Origin of the sequence: Paenibacillus sp. 8b26, from assembly GCF_050626875.1 — a bacterium.
Taxonomy (GTDB): Bacteria; Bacillota; Bacilli; order Paenibacillales; family Paenibacillaceae; genus Paenibacillus.
In genome coordinates this window covers 2,395,688-2,414,851 of the sequence record NZ_CP192445.1, presented here as the reverse complement: position 1 = coordinate 2,414,851, position 19,164 = coordinate 2,395,688, and the positions used below count along the sequence as shown (strand labels likewise).

Below are 19,164 nucleotides of genomic sequence, written 5' to 3'. Positions count from 1 at the left end.
ATTATATTGAATAAGCAGTATCTTACATTTCTATTATTTAAAATCAGAAGCTGCTACGGGTACCTTTCCTTTAATTAGGAACCACCTGTTATTTTTGTGATTTTGAATGATTCCAATATCAAAAGTGATTGAATCCACATTGTTTTCCAGAAGAATATCGTGGGATATATTGGCTTCCAACGTATACTGAACGGAGTTATCATTTGTTTTATGATGAGAGAACTTTAAATCAGACGCATACTTTCTAATGTGAGACGGAAGCAGATATTCTATTTTGGAGTTGTTATCTTGAGGAAGTATGATATCTGCAAGCAAGTGTCCGTTTGTGAATTTCAAATGAAAATTCTTAACTTCAAGAATTTGCTTCTCAAAATCATTTAAATCTTCCTCCTTGAATTTTTCAAAATAGTATTGACCAGGATTTAATCGTACAATTTTCCCATCTTCAAGAAGGGCCTCAATGGCATTAAATTCAGGAAGAAAATTGATATTTACAGTCAATTCCTTTTCATTGATCAGAGTTATTTTGACATTATCTAATACAACTTCATTATTTAATAATAAAGATGCCTTTTTAATGTTTAGGCCTTCTACTCTATAGGGGAAACTAATCTTAATCTTTTGAGGACTATCATCATGAGAATTGAAAATAAAATAACTATTCTGACGTACATGTACTTGTCGTATATATTCCAATTGAGTGTTTCTAGTTTCATCTGATTTATCTATAGCTTTTTCTTGGCTAGTCTTTGTACATCCAAATAAAAAAATAGAATTAGTCAGCAGCAACATGATGATTAGAATAAAACGTAGTCTCAATATGTAGTCACCTCTTTTTGTAATTGGTAAACCCTCCTCATATCGAGGAGGGTTATGTAATCGGATTATTTTATCTGTTTAGAGTTTGGGTATCTTCTTTTTGCTCTTTATCAAATTTTTTAATGTCCTCAGAAGAATAATATGGAACACCATCCATATACAACTGATCTCCTACATTACTTTCGACTGGGGGTTTGAAATTCCCTTCTAATTCATTCTGATCTGAGGCAGCCTGTGCAGTCAACGCTGATAGATTCAGCATTAAACCCAAAATAAGTGTTGATTTGATCAATTTCTTCAAAATATTTCACTACTTTATTTTTTGTTTCGCAAATACGCAGTTTAGTTCTATTAATGGCTAATAATCATTCAGGTGAGAAACATAAATGTATGCCATTCTCCATCCAGTAGTTTTATCTATAAAAAAATGTCGTAAGCTCTTGAATAAAGAGCCTACGACATTTTTTTGGAAAATTTTATTGTGTAAATCCTTTAAAAAAACTTTTGTACTCCAACTGTAATCACCTTAATCCTGCTCAGTAACCGGACTCAGCGTTTGGCGGTATTTGAGCGGACTGGTGCCGGTCCAGCGCTTGAACTGTCTGCTGAAATGGGCCAAGCTGGAGTATCCGAGCAGGGAGGCCACCTTGTTCAGCGGCAGATTGGGCTGCTGGATCAGCACTTTCGCTTCGTGCAGCTTCGTCTCCGACAGGTAGTGACGCGGCGAATAGCCGTATACCTTGCGGAATACCTCCTGTGCGTATCCGGGACTGATCCCGAGGGAGGCTGCCACATCCTCAATACGGAACGTCGGCTCGGCAGATTCATCATTCCGATAAGGCTTGAATCTGGATTGAATGGCCTCCATAATGGCCTTGGCATACTGAACGGATGAGGGCGAGAGCGTAGGCTCCATCCCGGTAGATATCATTTGCGAGAATATGCCGAACAGCTCGAACAAGGCAATTTGCATGCGAAAACGATCCGCTGTCGTATATTCTCCGTTCTCCTGCATCATGCCAATCCAGCTGTGCACGACCTTTTGCAGCTTCATGTTCGTTTCAGTGCCGGCCGGAAAAAAAAGCTGATTGCTCTTAATCATCTCCTGACGGAACAACGGATCATCTATATTAAAATGAGTGCTGAAATAATACATCCCGTCTGGGGAAGCACATTGACTCACATGCTTGAATCCCGGTGGAATGATCAGAATATCCCCGACACCAACCGAATACACGTTATTTTCCATGATCGTCTCCTGACGACCCTCCAAAATCAGTACAATTTCAAAACCGATATGTGACTCTTCTGGCATAACCCAGTTTGCTTTTACCCGGTGAATATGAGCACCGAAAAATTTCACATTCCAGTCAATGATAGGAAGCCAATGGCAATTTTCGAATAGAGCTGGATCAACTTCAGAATTCAATATCATGAGATCACCTTCGATTAGGGCAAATTTTACACGGCTTAGACAATCTCATTGTACCTAACATGTAACTATAATAAAAGAGCGTTTACAAATCCTATAATATAAGCTTTTATATAAAAGAGAGTGCTTATATAAGGATTGATTGAAAACGATTCCATTTTGGAATCAGGAAGAGCTATGTAAACAACATCAACCCGTATGATATGCGCTGGCTTTTGCAGGCTATATCCCGAATGTACCGCAGAGCGGACAGGTTCGCATGGCTGGCAATTACCCATAGCCGTTCAATCTCTGTCAAAACCGCATAAAAGCCACGGCATTTAAAAATAATGCGCATAACATGACACACTACTACGAACATATTGGAGGACGACTTGATGAAAAAGCTGCTATATGGTGTTGCTTATTATGATGAATATATGCCTTATGACCGTCTGGACCAAGATATTCAAATGATGAAGGATGCGGGCATCAACGTGGTTCGAATTGCCGAATCCACCTGGAGTACGCATGAACCGCAAAACGGAGTGTTTGATTTCACCTCCGTGGATCGGGTGCTGGACGCAATGCATAAGGCGGGCATTGAGGTCATCGTGGGCACGCCCACCTATGCTGTACCGACATGGCTGGTCAAGGAGCATCCTGACGTATTGGCGACAACCCCTCAGGGACCGGGGAAATACGGGGCCCGTCAGATTATGGACATTACGAACCCGGTGTACCTGTTCCATGCCGAGCGAATTATACGCAAGCTAATTGGGCGGGTGAGTCAGCATCCGGCGGTCATCGGTTTTCAGACGGATAACGAAACGAAGCATTACAACACAAGCGGGCCGAATGTACAATTGCGATTCGTTAAGCATTTGCGTGAGCAATTTGAATCACTGGAAGAGCTGAACCACAAATTTGGCCTTGATTACTGGAGCAATCGGATCAATAGCTGGGAGGATTTCCCTTCCGTGGTTGGGACGATTAATGGAAGCCTGGGCGCAGCATTTTCCCAATTCCAGCGCAAGCTGGTCACGGATTTCCTCGCCTGGCAGGTCGCGCTCGTGAATGAATACAAGCGGGAAGATCAGTTTGTTACGCAAAACTTTGATTTTGAGTGGAGAGGCCATTCCTTCGGCGTTCAGCGGGATGTGGATCATTTTGCGGCATCCCAAGCATTTGATGTGACGGGGGTGGATATCTACCATCCAACACAGGATGATTTGACCGGGATTGAAATTTCCTTCGGTGGTGATGTGGCGCGCTCCACGAAGAATAATAATTATCTGGTGCTGGAAACGGAAGCGCAGGCTTTTACCCATTGGGTTCCTTATCCGGGGCAATTGCGGCTGCAAGCGTTCAGTCATCTGGCTTCCGGGGCCAATATGGTGGCCTACTGGCATTGGCATTCCATCCATAATTCCTTCGAAACCTACTGGAAGGGTCTGCTGAGTCATGATTTTGAACCTAGTCCTGTCTATGAGGAAGCACAGACGATTGGGAAGGATTTTGCAAGATTATCCCCTCATCTAGTAAACCTGAAAAAGAAAAACAAGACAGCGATCCTCGTCAGTAACGAAGCGTTAACGTCGATTGACTGGTTCAAGTTCAATATGAATAGTCCGCTGAATTACAATGACATTGTACGTCGCTTGTATGACGAGCTGTACAAGCTGAATATCGGTACGGATATCGTTCATCCGGGTACGGAGTCCTTTGACGACTATGATCTCTTGATCGTACCCGTTCTCTACTCTGCACCGAATGCGTTACTGGAAAAGCTGAACCGTTATGTGGAAAACGGCGGTCATGTGGTATACACGTTCCGAAGCGGGTTTACCGATGAGCATGTGCAGGTGAGAACCTCCCGGCAGCCGGGCGTGATTAGCGAAGCTTGCGGCATTCATTACAGCCTGTTCGTGGAGCCGAAGAATGTAACGCTCAAGGATAATCCTTTTGAAGTGGCAACAGAGGAGAATAAGGTAGATACGTGGATGGAGCTGATTACACCGACAACTGCCGAGGTGTTGGCCTATTACGACCATCCGCACTGGGGCAAATATGCCGCAATTACGCAAAACCGCTATGGTCAGGGAACGGCGACCTACATCGGCTGTGTCGTAAGCTCGGCGGTCATTCGTGAACTATTCCGTACTGTCGCGAAGCAGGCGGGAGTGTGGGGAGTGGATCAAGAAGCGTCGTATCCGATCATTGTTAAATCCGGTACCAATGAGCTGGAACGGACGATTCGGTATTATTTTAACTATTCCGAACAAGCAGGCTCAGTTGTGTATCCGCATGGAGACGGCAAGGAGCTGATCGGGGAGCAGATAGTTACTCAAGGACAAACGCTTCAATTAGAGCCTTGGAGTGTTATAATTATCGAAGAAGCGTAAATGATGAGTAATGAGCTGAAATTGACATATAAATGAAATCATATATGTGTCCAGCCGGGAATACCCGGAAAATGAGCGCCCCTGCGTATAGCGGGGCGTTTTCGCATATGGCTGAACAGAGGAGAGCATCGCTATGCCAACCCGAGTAGTCCGCTGGTTTCGGGCACTGACAGCCCCGTATCGACGCAGCATTCAGCTCAAGCTGATTTTGACGATGGTCGTCCTTTCTGTGTTGCCGGTCATCGCCGTCACGGTGCTGGCTGCTGAAAAGAGCAGAGCGTCGATGGAAACTGAAGTGGTGGAGACGAACATGTCCAATATGAAATGGACGGGAGTCTATATCAGCGACCAGTTAGATCGTCTGAACCACCTGATTTACAGCATTCAGATCAGTCCCGATCTGAGTGATTATTTGAATGAGCGTGAGCCGGGCAATCTTTCCAGCCAATTTAATGCACAGCGAAAAATGCTCAATACGCTGGCGAATGTATATTATTCGGCCGGGAGCCATGTGATCGGCATCCAGCTCTATTTGAAGCAGCCGCAAACGTTGTTTACCTTCAATGGTATGCAAAATGACATTACGACGGTGAACGGTATACCCCCTCAGTATGCCGAGATGTGGAAAGCGAATAAGGATTATTCGATTCGCACAAGCCACGCTGACCCGGAACGATTTACACTGACGCGCAGTATTCGGCGTTTTGAAGATCAGAAGCAGACGGGAGCTATTTCGCTGGATGTGCTGTGGTCCCAATTTGATCAGACGCTGGGTTTGCTGGGGCGGGGAGACCAGCATCAGGTTTTTATTACAGGTTCAGATGGAAAGGTGATGTATCCGTCGCAGGCCCACCAGTCGCCTCCTGCGGAGGTACTAACAGCACTGCGTGATGTTCGGTCGGGTCCGGGAATGATCAAGACAGCCGGTAATTATGTATTTTATAATGATTTGGATGTGGTAGGGCTGCGGCTGGTCAAAATCGTACCTACTTCCTCCATTAACCACAGCGCTTTTTCGACCATGCTGTACGGTATTATTATAGGCGGGATCTCCATATTGGTTTCGATCTGCATTGCTGTTTTTATTGCCTGGCGTACTGCACGTCCGATTGTTCATTTGGCGCGTTCGGTGCAGGAGCTGGATATGATCAAGGGACCTGCCGGAGAACCCAGTACACGCCCGGATGAGATTGGGTTGCTGGAAAGAAGTCTGCATGGCATGGCAGGACGAATCCGCGAGCATATCCAGACGGAATACAGTATGAATTTACAAAAAAAGACGGCTGAGCTAAAAGCGCTCCAGGCGCAGATTCACCCCCATTTTCTGCAAAATACGCTACAAATGATCGGAAGCATGGTATTTTCCCAAAAGCCGGAGGACACGTATGAGGTGATTCGGTCGCTGAGTGAGATGTTCCGCTATGTGGTACGGGAGCCGCAGGATATGGCCTCTTTACGCGCGGAAATTGACCATGTAGGCCACTATATGCGCATCCAACAGCGGCGGTTTCCGCAACGACTGGTGTTTCAGGTGGAGACCGATGAACAGGCGCTGGATGTTCGTCTGCCCAAGCTGTCGCTTCAGCCGTTGCTGGAAAATGCGTTTCAGCACGGTCTGGATCGTAAGGCTGGAGCATGGCGGGTGGGAATCCGGGTGGAGATTATGAAAGAAGACATATGCATTACAGTCTGCGATAATGGTAGCGGCATGGCACCCGACAGACTGGAAGAAGTACGGGCACGGCTGGAACATGCATCGGAGGAGCCGATCTGGGCGCAGGGTAGCCATATCGGATTAAGCAATGTGGCTTCACGGATACGGATGAATTTTGGAGTGAATTACGGGGTGACGATAGACAGTGAGCCGGGAATCGGTACACGTGTCACCATCCGCATTCCATTCACATCAGCAGGGGAGGGAAATGGATGATCCGGGTATTAATTGTCGACGATGAGCCGTGGAACCGGGATATTCTAAAGACATTCGGCGCATGGGAAAGGCTTGGAATGTCGGTGGTTGGTGAGGCTGAGGACGGGGATGAGGCGTTCAGGCTGGCCGGGGAATTATCCCCGCAGATTGTGATTACCGACATGCGTATGCCGGGCGCGGACGGAGTGGAGCTGCTGCAAGCGCTGAATAACCATTTTCCCGATATGAAAATCATTGTCGTGAGCGGCTATGACGACTTCGCGTATGCCAAACATGCCATTCGGTACAAGGCCGTCGATTACTTGTTGAAGCCCGTCAATCCCGTCGAGCTGAATGCGGTGCTGCTTAAATGCAAAGACGATCTGGAAGCCAAGGCAGCGGAACAGCAGCAGGAGGCGGCGGAGCTGGACTATGAGTTCTTCCACAAGCTGTCCCGGTATAAGCAACTGCTGCGACTTTATTTTAATGAGCTGAACCGGGAAGGCGTACAAATGACGTGCAAGCAGGTCTTGCAGGAGCTGGAGAGCTACGGGGAACCCAGTCAACATATGCTGGGCAGGCTGGTGCAGGAGCTTCTTTCCCAGCTTAAAGAGCTGGCAGCGTCCAACGGGCTGGATATGCCCACTGCCAAGGCTGGATTTCCGCTTTCGCAGGACACGCTATCCTCTGCGGTTCGTGCGCTGGAGTTCGTGTCGACATGCTATGTGCAGGAGCTGGAGCAGCTCATTCGGCAGCGGAAGTATAAGAACAAGCTGAATCTGGAGGAGGTTCGGCGCTATATGGACAGCCACTTTGCCGAGCCGATTACACTGGAGCAACTGGCGAAAAACTTTTTTGTCAGCAAGGAGTATATGAGCAAGGTATTCAAGCAGGAGTATGGTCAAAATGTAACGGACTATATTGTACAGCGGAGAATGGAAAAAGCGCGCGAGTGGCTGGCAGATAAACAGATTTCGATTAAAGCGGTGGCGGAGATGGCGGGCTATGAGGACGTATCGTATTTCTACCGGGTGTTTAAAAAACATTTTGGCATGGCTCCCGGTGAAATGAGGAAGGAGCAATGATGTAGGCTGTTAACAGCCGTAGTTTAAAAAAATCCAACCCAACAGGCTAATGGTGTCCAATGGCAGAAGTGACTTCTCATCCTATAATGAAAGCGTATACAAAACGAATAGTACAAAGGAATTAGCAGCCAGTGGGTCACAGTTATTTTCAACTTAGGGGAGGTCATTTTGCATGAAGATGTGGAAAGGTGTATTGAGCACAATGCTGGTTGGCACGTTGTTGGCCGGGTGCGGAGCGAATTCTTCAGGTAGTGACAGCAGCGGTTCCGGTGGAGACGGTAAAACGGTTAATCTCAAAATGTTTATCGCACAGCCCCGTTTGAAGGAGCATTACGATAAATATATTAACGCATTCGTAGCGAAGGAAAAGAAAGATAAAAATATCGACGTTACGGTCCAATTGGAGATGCCGCCTTCCGACAATGCCGCACAAATTTTGAAGACAAGACTTGCATCCAACGATGCGCCGGATGTGTTCGCTCTGCATGCAGTGAATGAAATTCCTCCGTTTTATAAAGCGGGCTATTTGGAGGACTTGTCCGGGCAGCCATTTGTCAGCAAATTAATGGATAGCGTGAAGCCTTCGGTGACGACGAAAGACGGCAAGGTTGTGGCTGTTCCTTTGGAAACGATTTCATGGGGCTACTTGTACAATAAAAAGATATTTAAGGACCTGGACTTGAAGCCACCGGGAACGCTGACCGAAATGAAGGCTGTGGTCGAGAAGCTGAAAGCGAATAATGTGAAGCCGTTCCTGTTGTCCTACAAGGAATCCTGGATTCCACAGCTGTTCGTGCCGCTGACAGCAGGTGCGATGATGAACACACAGAATAAGGATTTTATCGACCAGATGAATCAGGACAAAGGCTCTTTTTCCGAAATGAAGAGTATGTTCGACATTATTGATCTGGTGAACAGCAACGGTACAGACAAGGCGCTGGAAATTGGCGGGGATGACGGATCGGCGGCCTTTGCTGCGGGGAAAGCAGCAATGTGGATTCAAGGACCGTGGTTTGCGGAAACGATTTTGAAATCAGATCCGAAGATGGATTTTGGGGTAGCTCCGCTGCCGATCAACGACGATCCGAATGCGACATTGATCAATCTGTCCACTTCGACTTCGCTGGCTGTATCCTCTACAAGCAAAAATAAAGAGGTTGCGCTCGATTTTGTCAACTATGTGTTGGATGACAAGGATTCCAGCGCGTTCTATGAATCATTGAAATTCAACCCAATCTCTAAAGTGCATACGTTCAAAAGCTATCCTTGGGTCAATGACGCTACCGAGTATGTGAAAGCAGGCAAGTCGTATCAAGATCCGTCCATCCCGCAAGCGGTCAAGGATGAGGCAGGTAAATCGCTGCAATCCTATTATGCAGGCCAGCTCTCGCAGGATGACGTGATTAAGGCGCTGGATAAGGCATGGAAATCGTATAACAAAGTGAACAAGTAACGGAAACCTACAGAAATACATCAGGAGGGGGAGACTCCATGCCCTTTAAAATCTATAAAAAATACGTGATGCTGCTGGCGTTTACCGCCCCGGCGCTGATCTTTTATGCCATCTTCCTGCTTATTCCGACGATCAGCGGCATGTACTACAGCTTTACAGACTGGAACGGATTGAATCCGAATTACAGCTTTATCGGCTTGGGAAACTTTGTCGAGGCGCTGAAGGAAGACCCGGATTTTCTCAATTCCCTCTGGTTCACGCTCAAATATGTACTGGTCATGATTGTACTGCAAAATGTGCTGGCGTTAGCTCTGGCGGTGCTGATTGAATCACGTACACGTACCAAAGGATTTTTTCGGACGATATTTTTTATGCCCAATATGATCAGTACCATTATTAGCGCATTTATGTGGACGTTCGTTTTTTCCTCCGTGCTGCCGCAGATTGCCGAAAAGACAGCTATCGCCTTTTTGGGCCAATCGTGGCTGGGCGATCCGAAGGTATCTTTCTTCTCGATCATTATTGTGTCGCTCTGGAATGGTGTCGGCTATATGATGATCATTTATCTGGCTGCGCTTCAAGGTGTACCGCAAAGCTTGAAGGAGGCCGCTATTATTGATGGGGCGAACGCGTTCCAGACGTTAAGAAGTGTGACGCTGCCGATGATTACCCATGCGGTTACCATCTGTTTCTTCCTGACGCTGAACGGTGCCTTCAAGGTCTACGAGGTCGTCTATGGACTGACTGGTGGAGGGCCGGGGCGCAGTACGCAGGTAATTACGATGAACATTTATGAGGAGGCGTTTTCCAACAACTTCCGTTATGGTTATGCAAGCGCCAAATCCGTTATTTTGTTCGCCATCGTGCTGATCTTCACGCTGATCCAGTTACGTGTGATGAAGAAGAGGGAGGTGGAGGCATGAGTCTGAAAAAAGCCAACTCCTTGTTGATTACGCTGATCCTCTGTGTGGGCGCTGTGGTGTCCTTCTTCCCGATCTACATGGCGGTGATTAATTCCTTTAAAACGCAGGGTGAGATGTTCGCATCCTTTACGGCGCTGCCGACGAAGCTTCATTTTGAAAATTACAGCCAGGCTTTTCAAAAGACCCATTTGCTGAACAGTGCTCTTAATTCCACGCTCATTTCTTTTATCGGAATAGGCGGCATCGTGATCTGTTCTGCGCTGGCGGGCTACAAGCTTTCTCGTACACGGGGAAAAATGAGCAGTGCGATCTTCTTCCTGTTTGTCGCATCCATGCTGGTACCGTTTCACTCCATTATGATACCGCTTACACGGATGGCGAAAGATTTGTCCGTCCAAGGCAGTACGTATGGTCTGGCACTGATCTACATCGGTTTGGGTGTGAATATGGCGATCTTTTTGTATCACGGATTCGTCAAATCCATCCCGCGTGAGCTGGAGGAATCGGCACAGATGGATGGCTGTAATGAGTTCCAAACGTTCTTCCGTATTATATTTCCTTTGCTGCTGCCGATCACTGTTACGATTGCGATTTTGGATTTCCTGTGGATTTGGAACGACTTTTTACTTCCATTGTTGATGCTGACGGATGTGAACCACTACACCCTGATTCTTTCGACAAATATGCTCTTCGGGGAGTATAACAAGGAATGGTCGCTCATTCTCGCCGCACTTGTGCTGACCTCCATCCCGGTTATCTTGATCTATTCGTTCTTCCAAAAATTCATCATGGAGGGCATCGCGGAGGGAGCAATTAAGGGATAAAGTGGGAAGCCTTCCTATCAACAAGGAAGGCTTTTTTTCTGATTCAACTTTTTTCTCGCCAACGTTTCAATAAAAAAATAGCAGTAATCACGAACAAGATTACAAAGGAGAATACAAAAGCTACAATGATCCACCACTGAGGGTCAATGATATACAACACGACTCCGATAAGCAGGACTGTTGTTATTATTGCAATTCTTACTTTCATCAGTGTTCTCTTACTTATCCGAGGTTCTAATTTTCGTATCGTTATTTGAATTATTATAGCAAGTACAACGAAAAATATTGAAGTAAATGAATTATAGATAATACCAGCTCCCTTTATTAATGTGTACCTGATGCGCCTATGTTACTATATCTGGAGTTTTGCTGTCCTTTCCTCTAGATCTCTTAAAGATATTAAACAGTAAGCTACCAGCAATGATTGCAATAAAAAAGATAAGCAAATATATATTCATATTATGATCCTTCCTATATAAATTGGACTGGAAAGTCTCTGTTTTCATGTGTATTTTACGAGTTCATTATATACAGTAATTATCACCGATGATACGATTTGTTGCGATCCCTTTTGAGCCACCTTTTTATGACAATAAATAAATAACTAAAAAGAGCAACGAAAAAAATAATACCGATTATTGCTACAGTTGCCCAAAGAAAATAAAGTGTTGGACTGGCATCGCTCTATTCAGCAGGCAAGATAATTATGGATGTCTCGATGGTTCTGTGTGTTACCTGTAATGGTAGGAGTGTAGATTTCGTTGCACCCTTAGCAGCAGTTTTACTATTCTTGGATTTTGCAATCAAGTACAGAAAAAGGACAAGGGGAACCCTCCTTGTCCTTTCTTATTAGATGAGGAGAAACGCGTGATGAGTTTACGGTTCGATCAAGGTTTACAGTTCGACTCTCCAGTTGCCCATCATCTTGGCGACTTCCGGATCGCGGTACGATAAGAAAAGACTTTCCCGCGTATCGAGAGTGGAAATCTGTTCGATATCGCCTGCGCTCAACTCAAAATCGAAAATGTTGAAGTTTTCGACGATCCGCTCTTTACGCACGGATTTTGGAATAGCAACGACTCCACGTTGAACAAGCCAGCGAAGCACGACCTGGGCTACGGACTTGTTGTGTTTTTCTGCGATCGAGGCCAGCACATCGTTGCCAAACAAGTTGTTAAGTCCTTCAGCAAACGGGGCCCATGACTGGTGCTGTACTCCTTGCTCTTTCATAAAAGCGGCGCTCTCGATTTGGTGGTAGAAAGGGTGCGTTTCGACCTGGTTGACCGCGGGCACGATTTCGTTATGCACGACGAGGTCCATCAGGCGGTCAGGCAAGAAGTTGCTGACACCGATCGCCTTGATCTTGCCTTCGCGGTACAGGTCTTCCATCGCACGCCAAGCGCCGTAGTAATCGCCGAACGGCTGGTGAATAAGGTATAGATCGAGATAGTCGAGCTGAAGCTTCTTCAAGGATTTGGCAAACGCCAACTTGGCACTCTCGTAACCAGCATCCTGAACCCAAAGCTTGGTCGTGATGAATAGCTCCTTACGCGGTACACCGCTGCGCTTGATCGCGCGTCCGACCGCTTCCTCGTTCAGATAACCGGCTGCGGTGTCAATCAGGCGGTAACCAGCCATCAGCGCTTCATATACCGCGTTCTCGCATTCTTCAGCATTCGGAACTTGGTAGACACCAAAGCCGATGATCGGCATTTTTACACCATTGTTTAATGTTACGGTTTGCATTATAATTCCTCCTAATGTTCAAATGTCTAATAGCAAACGGCGCGTAACCCCTGAATCAGGAACAGCAGAGAGGGATTCCACTTACGGCTTATTTGCATTACAATAAGCCTATGACCTTCGTGTTACACGAAGTCAAGGCATCTTTAAAAATTTATTTTCCGAGGAGGATTCACATGCATACGGTCAAAGAAGCAGCCCTAATAACGGGACTAACTGAGCACGCTGTACGCTTTTACACGGATAAAGGCCTGGTGCCAAGCGTACAGCGCAATCAAAATAATATTCGGATGTTCGACGAAGAATCGATTAACTGGCTACATGGCATTAAATGCCTCAAGCAATCTGGTATGCCGATTGAAGTCATAAAAAGGTACGTCGATCTCTGTCTCGAAGGAGATTCGACCATTTCGCAACGCTCCGCTCTCATGATGGAGCATAAAGAAGCGGCGCTCGCTAAGCTCGAAGAAGCCAAACAGCACGTAGCCCATTTGGAAGAAAAAACCGCACTATATCAAGCCATTCTGGAGCACGGCTCTCCAGACACGACCAATCCTGGCAACTGGGACAAAATTCAGCATATGCATAGTGACGTATTTTACTCGCCCATTATTCGGAAGGTGTGAGAGATCTACGTGAGACCCAACCGCACTTGAAGAAATACTCGGATTTAAACTCCTAATTGGCTTGGGAATGAACAAGATTCACATCAGTCATAAACTAAAATAAGAACGATAGTTGAATGATAACAGTGGCAGTCTAATACTTTATTTTCACCGAACAACAGTCAGAGCAAAAGTCATTACTAACAACTCCTTCCCTCTTTAGAATTTTTATATTTTAACTGATCGGTAAATTAGCTTATGATGAAAAATAAAAGCGAAATGATTATAAAAAGTAGATATATACTAGAAACCCATTTTCCGATTTTAGCTCCAAATGCTTTAGGATTTTTGTATCCAATGATTAAACTAGGAATAAAGAAGATACTGGATAGAAAAATGGTGTAGTGAAACCCAGTATTATCAGCATTAGACCATGCGGGTAATCCTAAAAAGGAGAGCAACTGATCGCCAAATATGTAATTGCCAAATTCAAAAGAAACAGCCATGCCAAGAAGAGCTAAAAGGGGTGAAAGTGATCCCCACCCCACTTTTTTTTCGTTTCTTCTCAATATATTAAAGATAACGAGTAAAATCGCAATTGCTTGTATGCTGTATGTCAATATTGATGAAAAAGATTGTTCCATGAAGTACCTCCTTGATCCTAGACGTATTTGTCTATGTATTGTTACTTCCATTTTACTGGGTTTAGGAGTTTACACAATCTATTTTACAGACTCCTTATCTACTTGCTGCTTGTTTTTGTTATCTCCTAATTCATCATTTATATTAAGAAGAATGCCTATTATTATCGATCCATAGAAATAAAGTGCACTAGCGTTTGGTCCTTCAAAAATATTAATACCTATTGCTCCCAAAATCCAAGACAGTACCCATACAACAACGAAGGTGCCAATAATATAGAATGCAATCATAACTGATCTCCCTTCAATTCATGATTATCCTTATATAATAACTCCAATTAAAGGCTGAAGATCTGTTTAGTTCGTAGTAATAAATCCTCCAACCATTCTATGAACAATTGAAGGATTTATTCGCTATGGTTCTAAAAACTTTTAAATCGTAAAATTAAATTGAAGTATAGTCAACTTTGCCAGTTCCACTAAAGGAGACAACTCCAAAGCTTACACCAACGCCTGTAGTGAATCCAGGCAGGGTTCTTTTATGTTAATATCCTACTGCAATTGCTGTATTTATCCCTTGGGACGAAGTAGGATATCTCAATTTTTTGTTATATTATCTCTGCCTTTTCTCCAGCCATACAGGATGCGTCCAATAACAAGAGCAGAACCAAGCACGAGGACTGTAGTGTGCCAAGTCCACTCTTGTATGCCACTGAGAAAGACAGGAGTGATGCCTAACGCCAGTCCGATCACTAATCCTATAATGGTTACTACATCAGGCGCTTTACTACCTTCCCCTTGGCTTGGCTTTTCTTAAAGATATTAAATAGCATGTTGCCAGCAATGATTGCAATAAAAAAGACAAGCAAATATATATTCATTTAGTATGCCTCAGTTCTCAGTTACTTGTTACTTCGAAGTATCCGGGGTGAAAATTAATAGTTACACCTCTTCCGTTATCGTTAGCCTTCAAACGATTTAGCACCAACGAAACTCCACTACTAAGTATTACCGATGGTGCGCTGTTATTTGTTGCTTTGTCTCAGCATCCGAGAGAGTTAATGCATACCCCCACCAGTACCAATTACCATACATATTCGTACCAATCTCTTTGTAGTTAGGATTTGCGACAAGTTCCCATTTTTTTGTTTGCAGAATCCCACTTTTAAGTTGCTCATTTACAGATTCAACAGCTTTTGAGTAGTTATCAAAGACCTTTTCGCTAACCACTTCTTTCATTACTAAACAACCGTAACATAGATAAGGAATCATTTGTATAATTATTTTGAATAAAATGTAAAATCATACTAAGGTACCATACTACCACATTTATCCTTTCGTTTATAAAATTTCTCTCATCAAAGGCATATATTTCTATCTTTATGAAAATAAGGATCATATGTCTTGGAGGGGTGTATACTTTGAATGACGCGGCAATGAAAAGAAATTTAGATAGCCTAGGGAGAGTTGTAATCCCAGTGGAAATAAGAAATCGACTGGGTATCAACAAGAATACAGAAATGGAGTTTTTCATAACTGAAAGCGCTATTGTTATGCGTAGATCAGAAAGTGAATCATGTCTCCTATGCGGGGGAAACAAACAACTCATTCGCTTCAAAAAATCTTATGTATGTATCTACTGTGCAAATGGCCTCAAAGGGTACCCAATCCCAGAGAATCAGCTACCTTCTACATCAGAAGATATTCAAAATGTATCTGATGAACAAATGGTTAAGCTCCTGTTAGACCTCATGAAACAATATCCCGGTGCTTCCATGAAAACCTACGCGCAGCTATTGAAGATTTCACCAACGTATGTCTCTTTCCTTAAAAGTAAGACGACTGAATTAGATCCCCCTAAGTAAGACTAAGTGTTCAATAAATGGGCGAGCGACCTCATCACAAGTTTCTCGCCCAGAACCATGGATTGTTTGAGTACACTAGCGTGACCAAAGCCATGTTTATTTTGGAGGTCATACAGTTGTTGTCTAGCTACTTCTACCGCTAACACAAAAGACCTCCTATAATTAAGGAAGTCTTTTATGTTTGACCGCTGTGATAGGGCCTACAATAATTCAACTGTAAATACGAAAAAGCATAAAGTCTAGTCCTATGGTGTTACGTTAGTAACAAGCTGAGAAATTCCTACAATAACCAAGAAAATGTAGATTAAAACAATTCCCAAAACAGAGAACCCTACAATTTTCTAAATTTTTTTGTTCATAGTTATTAGGAAGGGACAACACGAATGTTATTGACCACCCATAGGTTTAAAAAGAAACAGATAATAAAGATCGCTAAAATGACTCCGACAATGATTAAAATAGTTTTCTTTTTCATTAATATTAGTTAATTAAAATCCCAAGTATGGTTAGCTAATGTCTCCTGTGTACTGACCAGTAGTACCCCAAGCTTCGCCTCTAACTTCGTTACCGTTGGCTCTGAATTGAATTACGTATTTCCCTGAAGGCATCCCATTAGGGAATGAATTAAGACTAGTCCACGTTAATGTGTCTCCTTTGCCAACAGTTTTATAGACATACTCTTTCCCGTTACCCTGCAAGCTCCAAGTGAGATTTGATGTCCCTGTATTCTTCACTTTAATCTTTACATGTCCATAACCTTTTTCAACAGTTAAGTCCATCGTTGGACTTGTCCCACCAAGAACCGAATGTACCTCTTGACCAGTTTGTTGGATAACTATACCTCCATGATCCTTCGATACTTCAATCCCCGTAACTGGTGCGGCAGAAGCCGCCATTGGAGCTACTGCCGTAAGAGCTAATACACCTGTAAGGATAATTGCTGTGTTTTTCAATTTTAACATACTAGCACGTCCTTTTCTATTTTTTGTATTACTACACAACAGTAACATATATAAGGTATCATTTGTATTTTTATATTGAAAAAAATGTAAAATGATACTAAAGCATTATATTACCACATTTATCCTTTATATTATGAAATTTAATTTATTCAAAGCGTATATTACTATATTTATTAAAATGAGGATCATGAAAATTGAAGGAGTGAACACATTAAGTGACGCGTTAATGGTAAGAAATTTAGACAGTTTGGGGAGAATTGTGATCCCTATATAGAAATAAGAAGGCGACTTGGCATTAACACGGATACTCCAATGGAGTTTTTCACTACGAAGGATTCCATCATCATGTATTAAGTAGGTAACTTATGTACATTTTCTCAAAAATAAATCGGAGGAGTGATGTCTTCACTCAGATTATGCACTACATAAAAGGTGAGTTGTACCACCAAAGGTTACTCACCCCAATCTGCACAGTCGGCTTTTTTTCATGTCTATAATAAGTGTATTGATATTGATTGATAAGTTCATCCAGAACCATGGATTGTTTGAGGACACTAGGGTGACCAAAGCCATATTTATTTTGGAGATCATGCAGTTTTTGTCTAGCTGTTTCTACATGGTGACTCAAAATGTTGTCGGTTTGCATCACAATTCCTCCTTTGTGCTTTTATTTTAAGCACTCATGTGGAATCCAATAAAAAGTAAACGTTTGGTACATGTTCTATATATTCCAAATAAAAAAGACGTACTCTGAGAGTACGTCCCTTAATTCACTTCATCTAAAATAGGTTACATTTCCCCATGGCATGTCGGTTGGTAGCTGAACCCTTTATCTTGAAATTGTAAGGGGACAGTTACAACAGCTACTAGCATCAGAACAGTTACTAAAAGGGCCTTACTCTTCGTCTTCACCCACAGCATTAGCCAATTTTCTGTAAAATGTTCTTGTGTCAGAAGGTGCGTGTTCTTTAAAAGACACAAAGAGTCTCATACACCTCATTGCTTGTATCCTGTTATTGATTGCAACAGATTTCTCCATACAATTTAATAAAAATCTAAATCCATCTGAAAACCTTCCTTTACGCAAATAGTAAATCGACAATTCCCTCGAAAAATGTATAAAGCGTTCTGTTATGAATCGTTGAGTATAAAAGCTTTTAACTTTTTGTTGCTCCAGATAAGATGAAATATCCGCTTCGAATTGCTTTAGAGTATCATCTACATCAAAATGATATCGGTTAGCGGCTTGAAGGATGTTATCAAGCGCGGGAAGAACTTCATCTTTTCTTGAAGAAATATATGCTACATAATCGGGAAGCACGTTCCTTTCGCCCGAAAGAAGCTTATTTACATACATATTGACTACTGCCCAATCCTCATAATTCTTTTTCCATTTCAAGGTTTCTTCATCCGTATCCGTTACCCAGCTTAAATTAGAATACTTTTTAATATGATAAAATGCCTGTTCATAATCTCTTCTTTCGCCACAGGCTTGTGCTCGAAGTAAATGTGAGAATGCCCAGTAAGCAAACAAAGGGAAGCTGGGTTGCTTTGAATTTTCTTTTTTTACACGATGTTGCTGTTTGCTCAATTTGTATTGAATCTCAGCCTTTTCTCCCAAAGCTTTAGCGAATAATTCTACTTTGTCCCATTTACGCAACGAACGATATGTATTCGCTAAAGCCTTTAAACCATCTAGCTGATCCAGTTCGTCCAAACGATCAACGTAGGTTCCGAACTGCACGGCTGCTTCATAGTTTTTTTCCTGGTCATTCCCTTGTCTGCTCTGAAACAGACGGTATTGACATATGGCCAAGCGCTCTGAGTGCTGCTTATTTTCACTGAAAGCAACATTATCATAAAGTATAGCCGCTGCCCCTATAAACCGTCTTCAAAAAAATGCTCAGCCAGTTCAAATAATGGAGTAGCATAGCTTAACTTGTCCAATAACATATTCACGACTTGCTGAATACAATCCAATTTGTTCAATTTTGCACAACTTTCCAAAAACGGACTTATCCTACGCCAGTTGGGATTGGCGTCGGCCAAGTACTCAGAAATATAACGCTCGTAATAATAACCGACGGGAAGCCCCATCGCTTCTGTTAATCTATCCAATTGATAGACTGAGAACTTGCGATTTCCATTAACGAGACCGCTAATTGTGCCGGGATTCATATTGCATGCCCTGGCTAAATCGCTAACACCTAATTTTTTTTCTTTCATGTACTTCATCAGTTCTGTGAGTATCGTGGTTGTATTGGACAAAATTAACCACCCCTTTAAAGGAAACGTATTAGGATATCAACCTATTTAAAATAGGAACATCAGAATCAAATGCTAAAATGTCAATTTCGGAAATGAGTATATCATCTTTTGGGATATTTTTGTATACCTTTCAATGGCTTACTTTATATATACATAATAATTTTTGGGATTTTTCGAATTCAACTTATATAGACTTGAATCTTACGGCGGTAGGTAGCGCAGCGATCGTAAGATCAAATGGAACGCGGAGC

Annotated in this window: 17 protein-coding genes and 1 pseudogene; 8 read left to right on the top strand and 10 right to left on the bottom strand. The window is 43.2% G+C overall.

All coding sequences use genetic code 11. The features are described 5' to 3' along the window. Positions 1–33: 33 nt before the first annotated feature. The 3 genes from ACQ4MX_RS10935 to ACQ4MX_RS10925 all read right to left on the bottom strand — a co-directional run bounded on the left by ACQ4MX_RS10935 (position 34) and on the right by ACQ4MX_RS10925 (position 2,254). Positions 34–819, bottom strand: coding sequence for a hypothetical protein (locus ACQ4MX_RS10935; RefSeq protein WP_431090556.1), 786 nt, complete (start codon positions 817–819; stop codon positions 34–36). A 70-nt stretch (positions 820–889) separates the two neighbouring features. Next, positions 890–1,120, bottom strand: a complete 231-nt coding sequence (locus ACQ4MX_RS10930) for a hypothetical protein (protein WP_044645326.1) — start codon at positions 1,118–1,120, stop codon at positions 890–892. 225 nt (positions 1,121–1,345) lie between these two features. Beyond that, positions 1,346–2,254 carry an AraC family transcriptional regulator gene (locus ACQ4MX_RS10925; RefSeq protein WP_431090555.1) on the bottom strand — a complete coding sequence of 303 codons (909 nt, stop codon included), beginning with the start codon at positions 2,252–2,254 and terminating at the stop codon, positions 1,346–1,348. A 374-nt stretch (positions 2,255–2,628) separates the two neighbouring features. On the opposite strand from ACQ4MX_RS10925, the gene ACQ4MX_RS10920 reads away from it, so the two are divergent. The 6 genes from ACQ4MX_RS10920 to ACQ4MX_RS10895 all read left to right on the top strand — a co-directional run bounded on the left by ACQ4MX_RS10920 (position 2,629) and on the right by ACQ4MX_RS10895 (position 10,829). Further along, positions 2,629–4,635, top strand: a complete 2,007-nt coding sequence (locus tag ACQ4MX_RS10920; protein WP_431090554.1) for a beta-galactosidase — start codon at positions 2,629–2,631, stop codon at positions 4,633–4,635. A 133-nt stretch (positions 4,636–4,768) separates the two neighbouring features. Then, on the top strand, positions 4,769–6,565 hold the full coding sequence (locus ACQ4MX_RS10915; protein WP_431090553.1) for a sensor histidine kinase: 1,797 nt from the start codon (positions 4,769–4,771) through the stop codon (positions 6,563–6,565). After that, positions 6,562–7,629, top strand: coding sequence for a response regulator (locus ACQ4MX_RS10910; protein ID WP_431090552.1), 1,068 nt, complete (start codon positions 6,562–6,564; stop codon positions 7,627–7,629). The genes ACQ4MX_RS10915 and ACQ4MX_RS10910 overlap by 4 nt, the downstream gene beginning before the upstream one ends. 172 nt (positions 7,630–7,801) lie before the next feature. Beyond that, positions 7,802–9,082: an ABC transporter substrate-binding protein gene (locus tag ACQ4MX_RS10905; protein ID WP_431090551.1), complete on the top strand. Its 1,281-nt coding sequence runs from the start codon at positions 7,802–7,804 to the stop codon at positions 9,080–9,082. 38 nt (positions 9,083–9,120) lie between these two features. After that, a complete protein-coding gene (locus ACQ4MX_RS10900; protein WP_431090550.1) occupies positions 9,121–10,005 on the top strand; it encodes a carbohydrate ABC transporter permease in 885 nt (294 codons plus the stop codon). After that, positions 10,002–10,829 carry a carbohydrate ABC transporter permease gene (locus ACQ4MX_RS10895; protein WP_431090549.1) on the top strand — a complete coding sequence of 276 codons (828 nt, stop codon included), beginning with the start codon at positions 10,002–10,004 and terminating at the stop codon, positions 10,827–10,829. Before ACQ4MX_RS10900 ends, ACQ4MX_RS10895 begins: the two co-directional genes overlap by 4 nt. 894 nt (positions 10,830–11,723) lie before the next feature. On the opposite strand, the gene ACQ4MX_RS10890 is transcribed toward ACQ4MX_RS10895, so the two are convergent. Continuing rightward, positions 11,724–12,575: an aldo/keto reductase gene (locus ACQ4MX_RS10890; protein WP_431090548.1), complete on the bottom strand. Its 852-nt coding sequence runs from the start codon at positions 12,573–12,575 to the stop codon at positions 11,724–11,726. 173 nt (positions 12,576–12,748) lie between these two features. On the opposite strand from ACQ4MX_RS10890, the gene ACQ4MX_RS10885 reads away from it, so the two are divergent. Next, entirely contained in the window at positions 12,749–13,198 is a 450-nt protein-coding gene (locus ACQ4MX_RS10885; RefSeq protein ID WP_431090547.1) for a MerR family transcriptional regulator, read from the top strand. 230 nt (positions 13,199–13,428) lie between these two features. On the opposite strand, the gene ACQ4MX_RS10880 is transcribed toward ACQ4MX_RS10885, so the two are convergent. The 3 genes from ACQ4MX_RS10880 to ACQ4MX_RS10870 form a co-directional block, all read right to left on the bottom strand. Beyond that, positions 13,429–13,821 carry a hypothetical protein gene (locus ACQ4MX_RS10880; RefSeq protein WP_431090546.1) on the bottom strand — a complete coding sequence of 131 codons (393 nt, stop codon included), beginning with the start codon at positions 13,819–13,821 and terminating at the stop codon, positions 13,429–13,431. A 78-nt stretch (positions 13,822–13,899) separates the two neighbouring features. Beyond that, entirely contained in the window at positions 13,900–14,109 is a 210-nt protein-coding gene (locus tag ACQ4MX_RS10875; RefSeq protein ID WP_431090545.1) for a hypothetical protein, read from the bottom strand. A 717-nt stretch (positions 14,110–14,826) separates the two neighbouring features. Continuing rightward, positions 14,827–15,057: a hypothetical protein gene (locus ACQ4MX_RS10870; RefSeq protein ID WP_431090544.1), complete on the bottom strand. Its 231-nt coding sequence runs from the start codon at positions 15,055–15,057 to the stop codon at positions 14,827–14,829. 182 nt (positions 15,058–15,239) lie between these two features. On the opposite strand from ACQ4MX_RS10870, the gene ACQ4MX_RS10865 reads away from it, so the two are divergent. Further along, positions 15,240–15,683, top strand: a complete 444-nt coding sequence (locus ACQ4MX_RS10865) for an AbrB/MazE/SpoVT family DNA-binding domain-containing protein (RefSeq protein ID WP_431090542.1) — start codon at positions 15,240–15,242, stop codon at positions 15,681–15,683. Positions 15,684–16,189: 506 nt separating this feature from the next. Here ACQ4MX_RS10865 and ACQ4MX_RS10860 read toward each other — a convergent pair. From ACQ4MX_RS10860 to ACQ4MX_RS10850, 3 genes and pseudogenes are all read right to left on the bottom strand, one after another. Beyond that, positions 16,190–16,645 (bottom strand): hypothetical protein, encoded by a 456-nt coding sequence (locus ACQ4MX_RS10860; protein WP_431090541.1) that lies wholly within the window; start codon positions 16,643–16,645, stop codon positions 16,190–16,192. A 421-nt stretch (positions 16,646–17,066) separates the two neighbouring features. After that, the gene (locus tag ACQ4MX_RS10855; RefSeq protein WP_431090539.1) at positions 17,067–17,291 is read right to left on the bottom strand and encodes an aspartyl-phosphate phosphatase Spo0E family protein; all 225 of its coding nucleotides are present in this window, start codon (positions 17,289–17,291) and stop codon (positions 17,067–17,069) included. 249 nt (positions 17,292–17,540) lie between these two features. After that, positions 17,541–18,913: pseudogene (locus tag ACQ4MX_RS10850) on the bottom strand (helix-turn-helix domain-containing protein). Positions 18,914–19,164: the final 251 nt, after the last annotated feature.

Excerpts from the sequence above, each read along its gene's own strand:
- ACQ4MX_RS10925 (WP_431090555.1), bottom strand. The coding sequence starts at position 2,254 with ATGATATTGAATTCTGAAGTTGATCCAGCTCTATTCGAAAATTGCCAT.
- ACQ4MX_RS10920 (WP_431090554.1), top strand. The coding sequence starts at position 2,629 with ATGAAAAAGCTGCTATATGGTGTTGCTTATTATGATGAATATATGCCT.
- ACQ4MX_RS10915 (WP_431090553.1), top strand. The coding sequence starts at position 4,769 with ATGCCAACCCGAGTAGTCCGCTGGTTTCGGGCACTGACAGCCCCGTAT.
- ACQ4MX_RS10910 (WP_431090552.1), top strand. The coding sequence starts at position 6,562 with ATGATCCGGGTATTAATTGTCGACGATGAGCCGTGGAACCGGGATATT.
- ACQ4MX_RS10905 (WP_431090551.1), top strand. The coding sequence starts at position 7,802 with ATGAAGATGTGGAAAGGTGTATTGAGCACAATGCTGGTTGGCACGTTG.
- ACQ4MX_RS10900 (WP_431090550.1), top strand. The coding sequence starts at position 9,121 with ATGCCCTTTAAAATCTATAAAAAATACGTGATGCTGCTGGCGTTTACC.
- ACQ4MX_RS10895 (WP_431090549.1), top strand. The coding sequence starts at position 10,002 with ATGAGTCTGAAAAAAGCCAACTCCTTGTTGATTACGCTGATCCTCTGT.
- ACQ4MX_RS10890 (WP_431090548.1), bottom strand. The coding sequence starts at position 12,575 with ATGCAAACCGTAACATTAAACAATGGTGTAAAAATGCCGATCATCGGC.
- ACQ4MX_RS10885 (WP_431090547.1), top strand. The coding sequence starts at position 12,749 with ATGCATACGGTCAAAGAAGCAGCCCTAATAACGGGACTAACTGAGCAC.
- ACQ4MX_RS10880 (WP_431090546.1), bottom strand. The coding sequence starts at position 13,821 with ATGGAACAATCTTTTTCATCAATATTGACATACAGCATACAAGCAATT.
- ACQ4MX_RS10875 (WP_431090545.1), bottom strand. The coding sequence starts at position 14,109 with ATGATTGCATTCTATATTATTGGCACCTTCGTTGTTGTATGGGTACTG.
- ACQ4MX_RS10870 (WP_431090544.1), bottom strand. The coding sequence starts at position 15,057 with ATGAAAGAAGTGGTTAGCGAAAAGGTCTTTGATAACTACTCAAAAGCT.
- ACQ4MX_RS10860 (WP_431090541.1), bottom strand. The coding sequence starts at position 16,645 with ATGTTAAAATTGAAAAACACAGCAATTATCCTTACAGGTGTATTAGCT.
- ACQ4MX_RS10855 (WP_431090539.1), bottom strand. The coding sequence starts at position 17,291 with ATGCAAACCGACAACATTTTGAGTCACCATGTAGAAACAGCTAGACAA.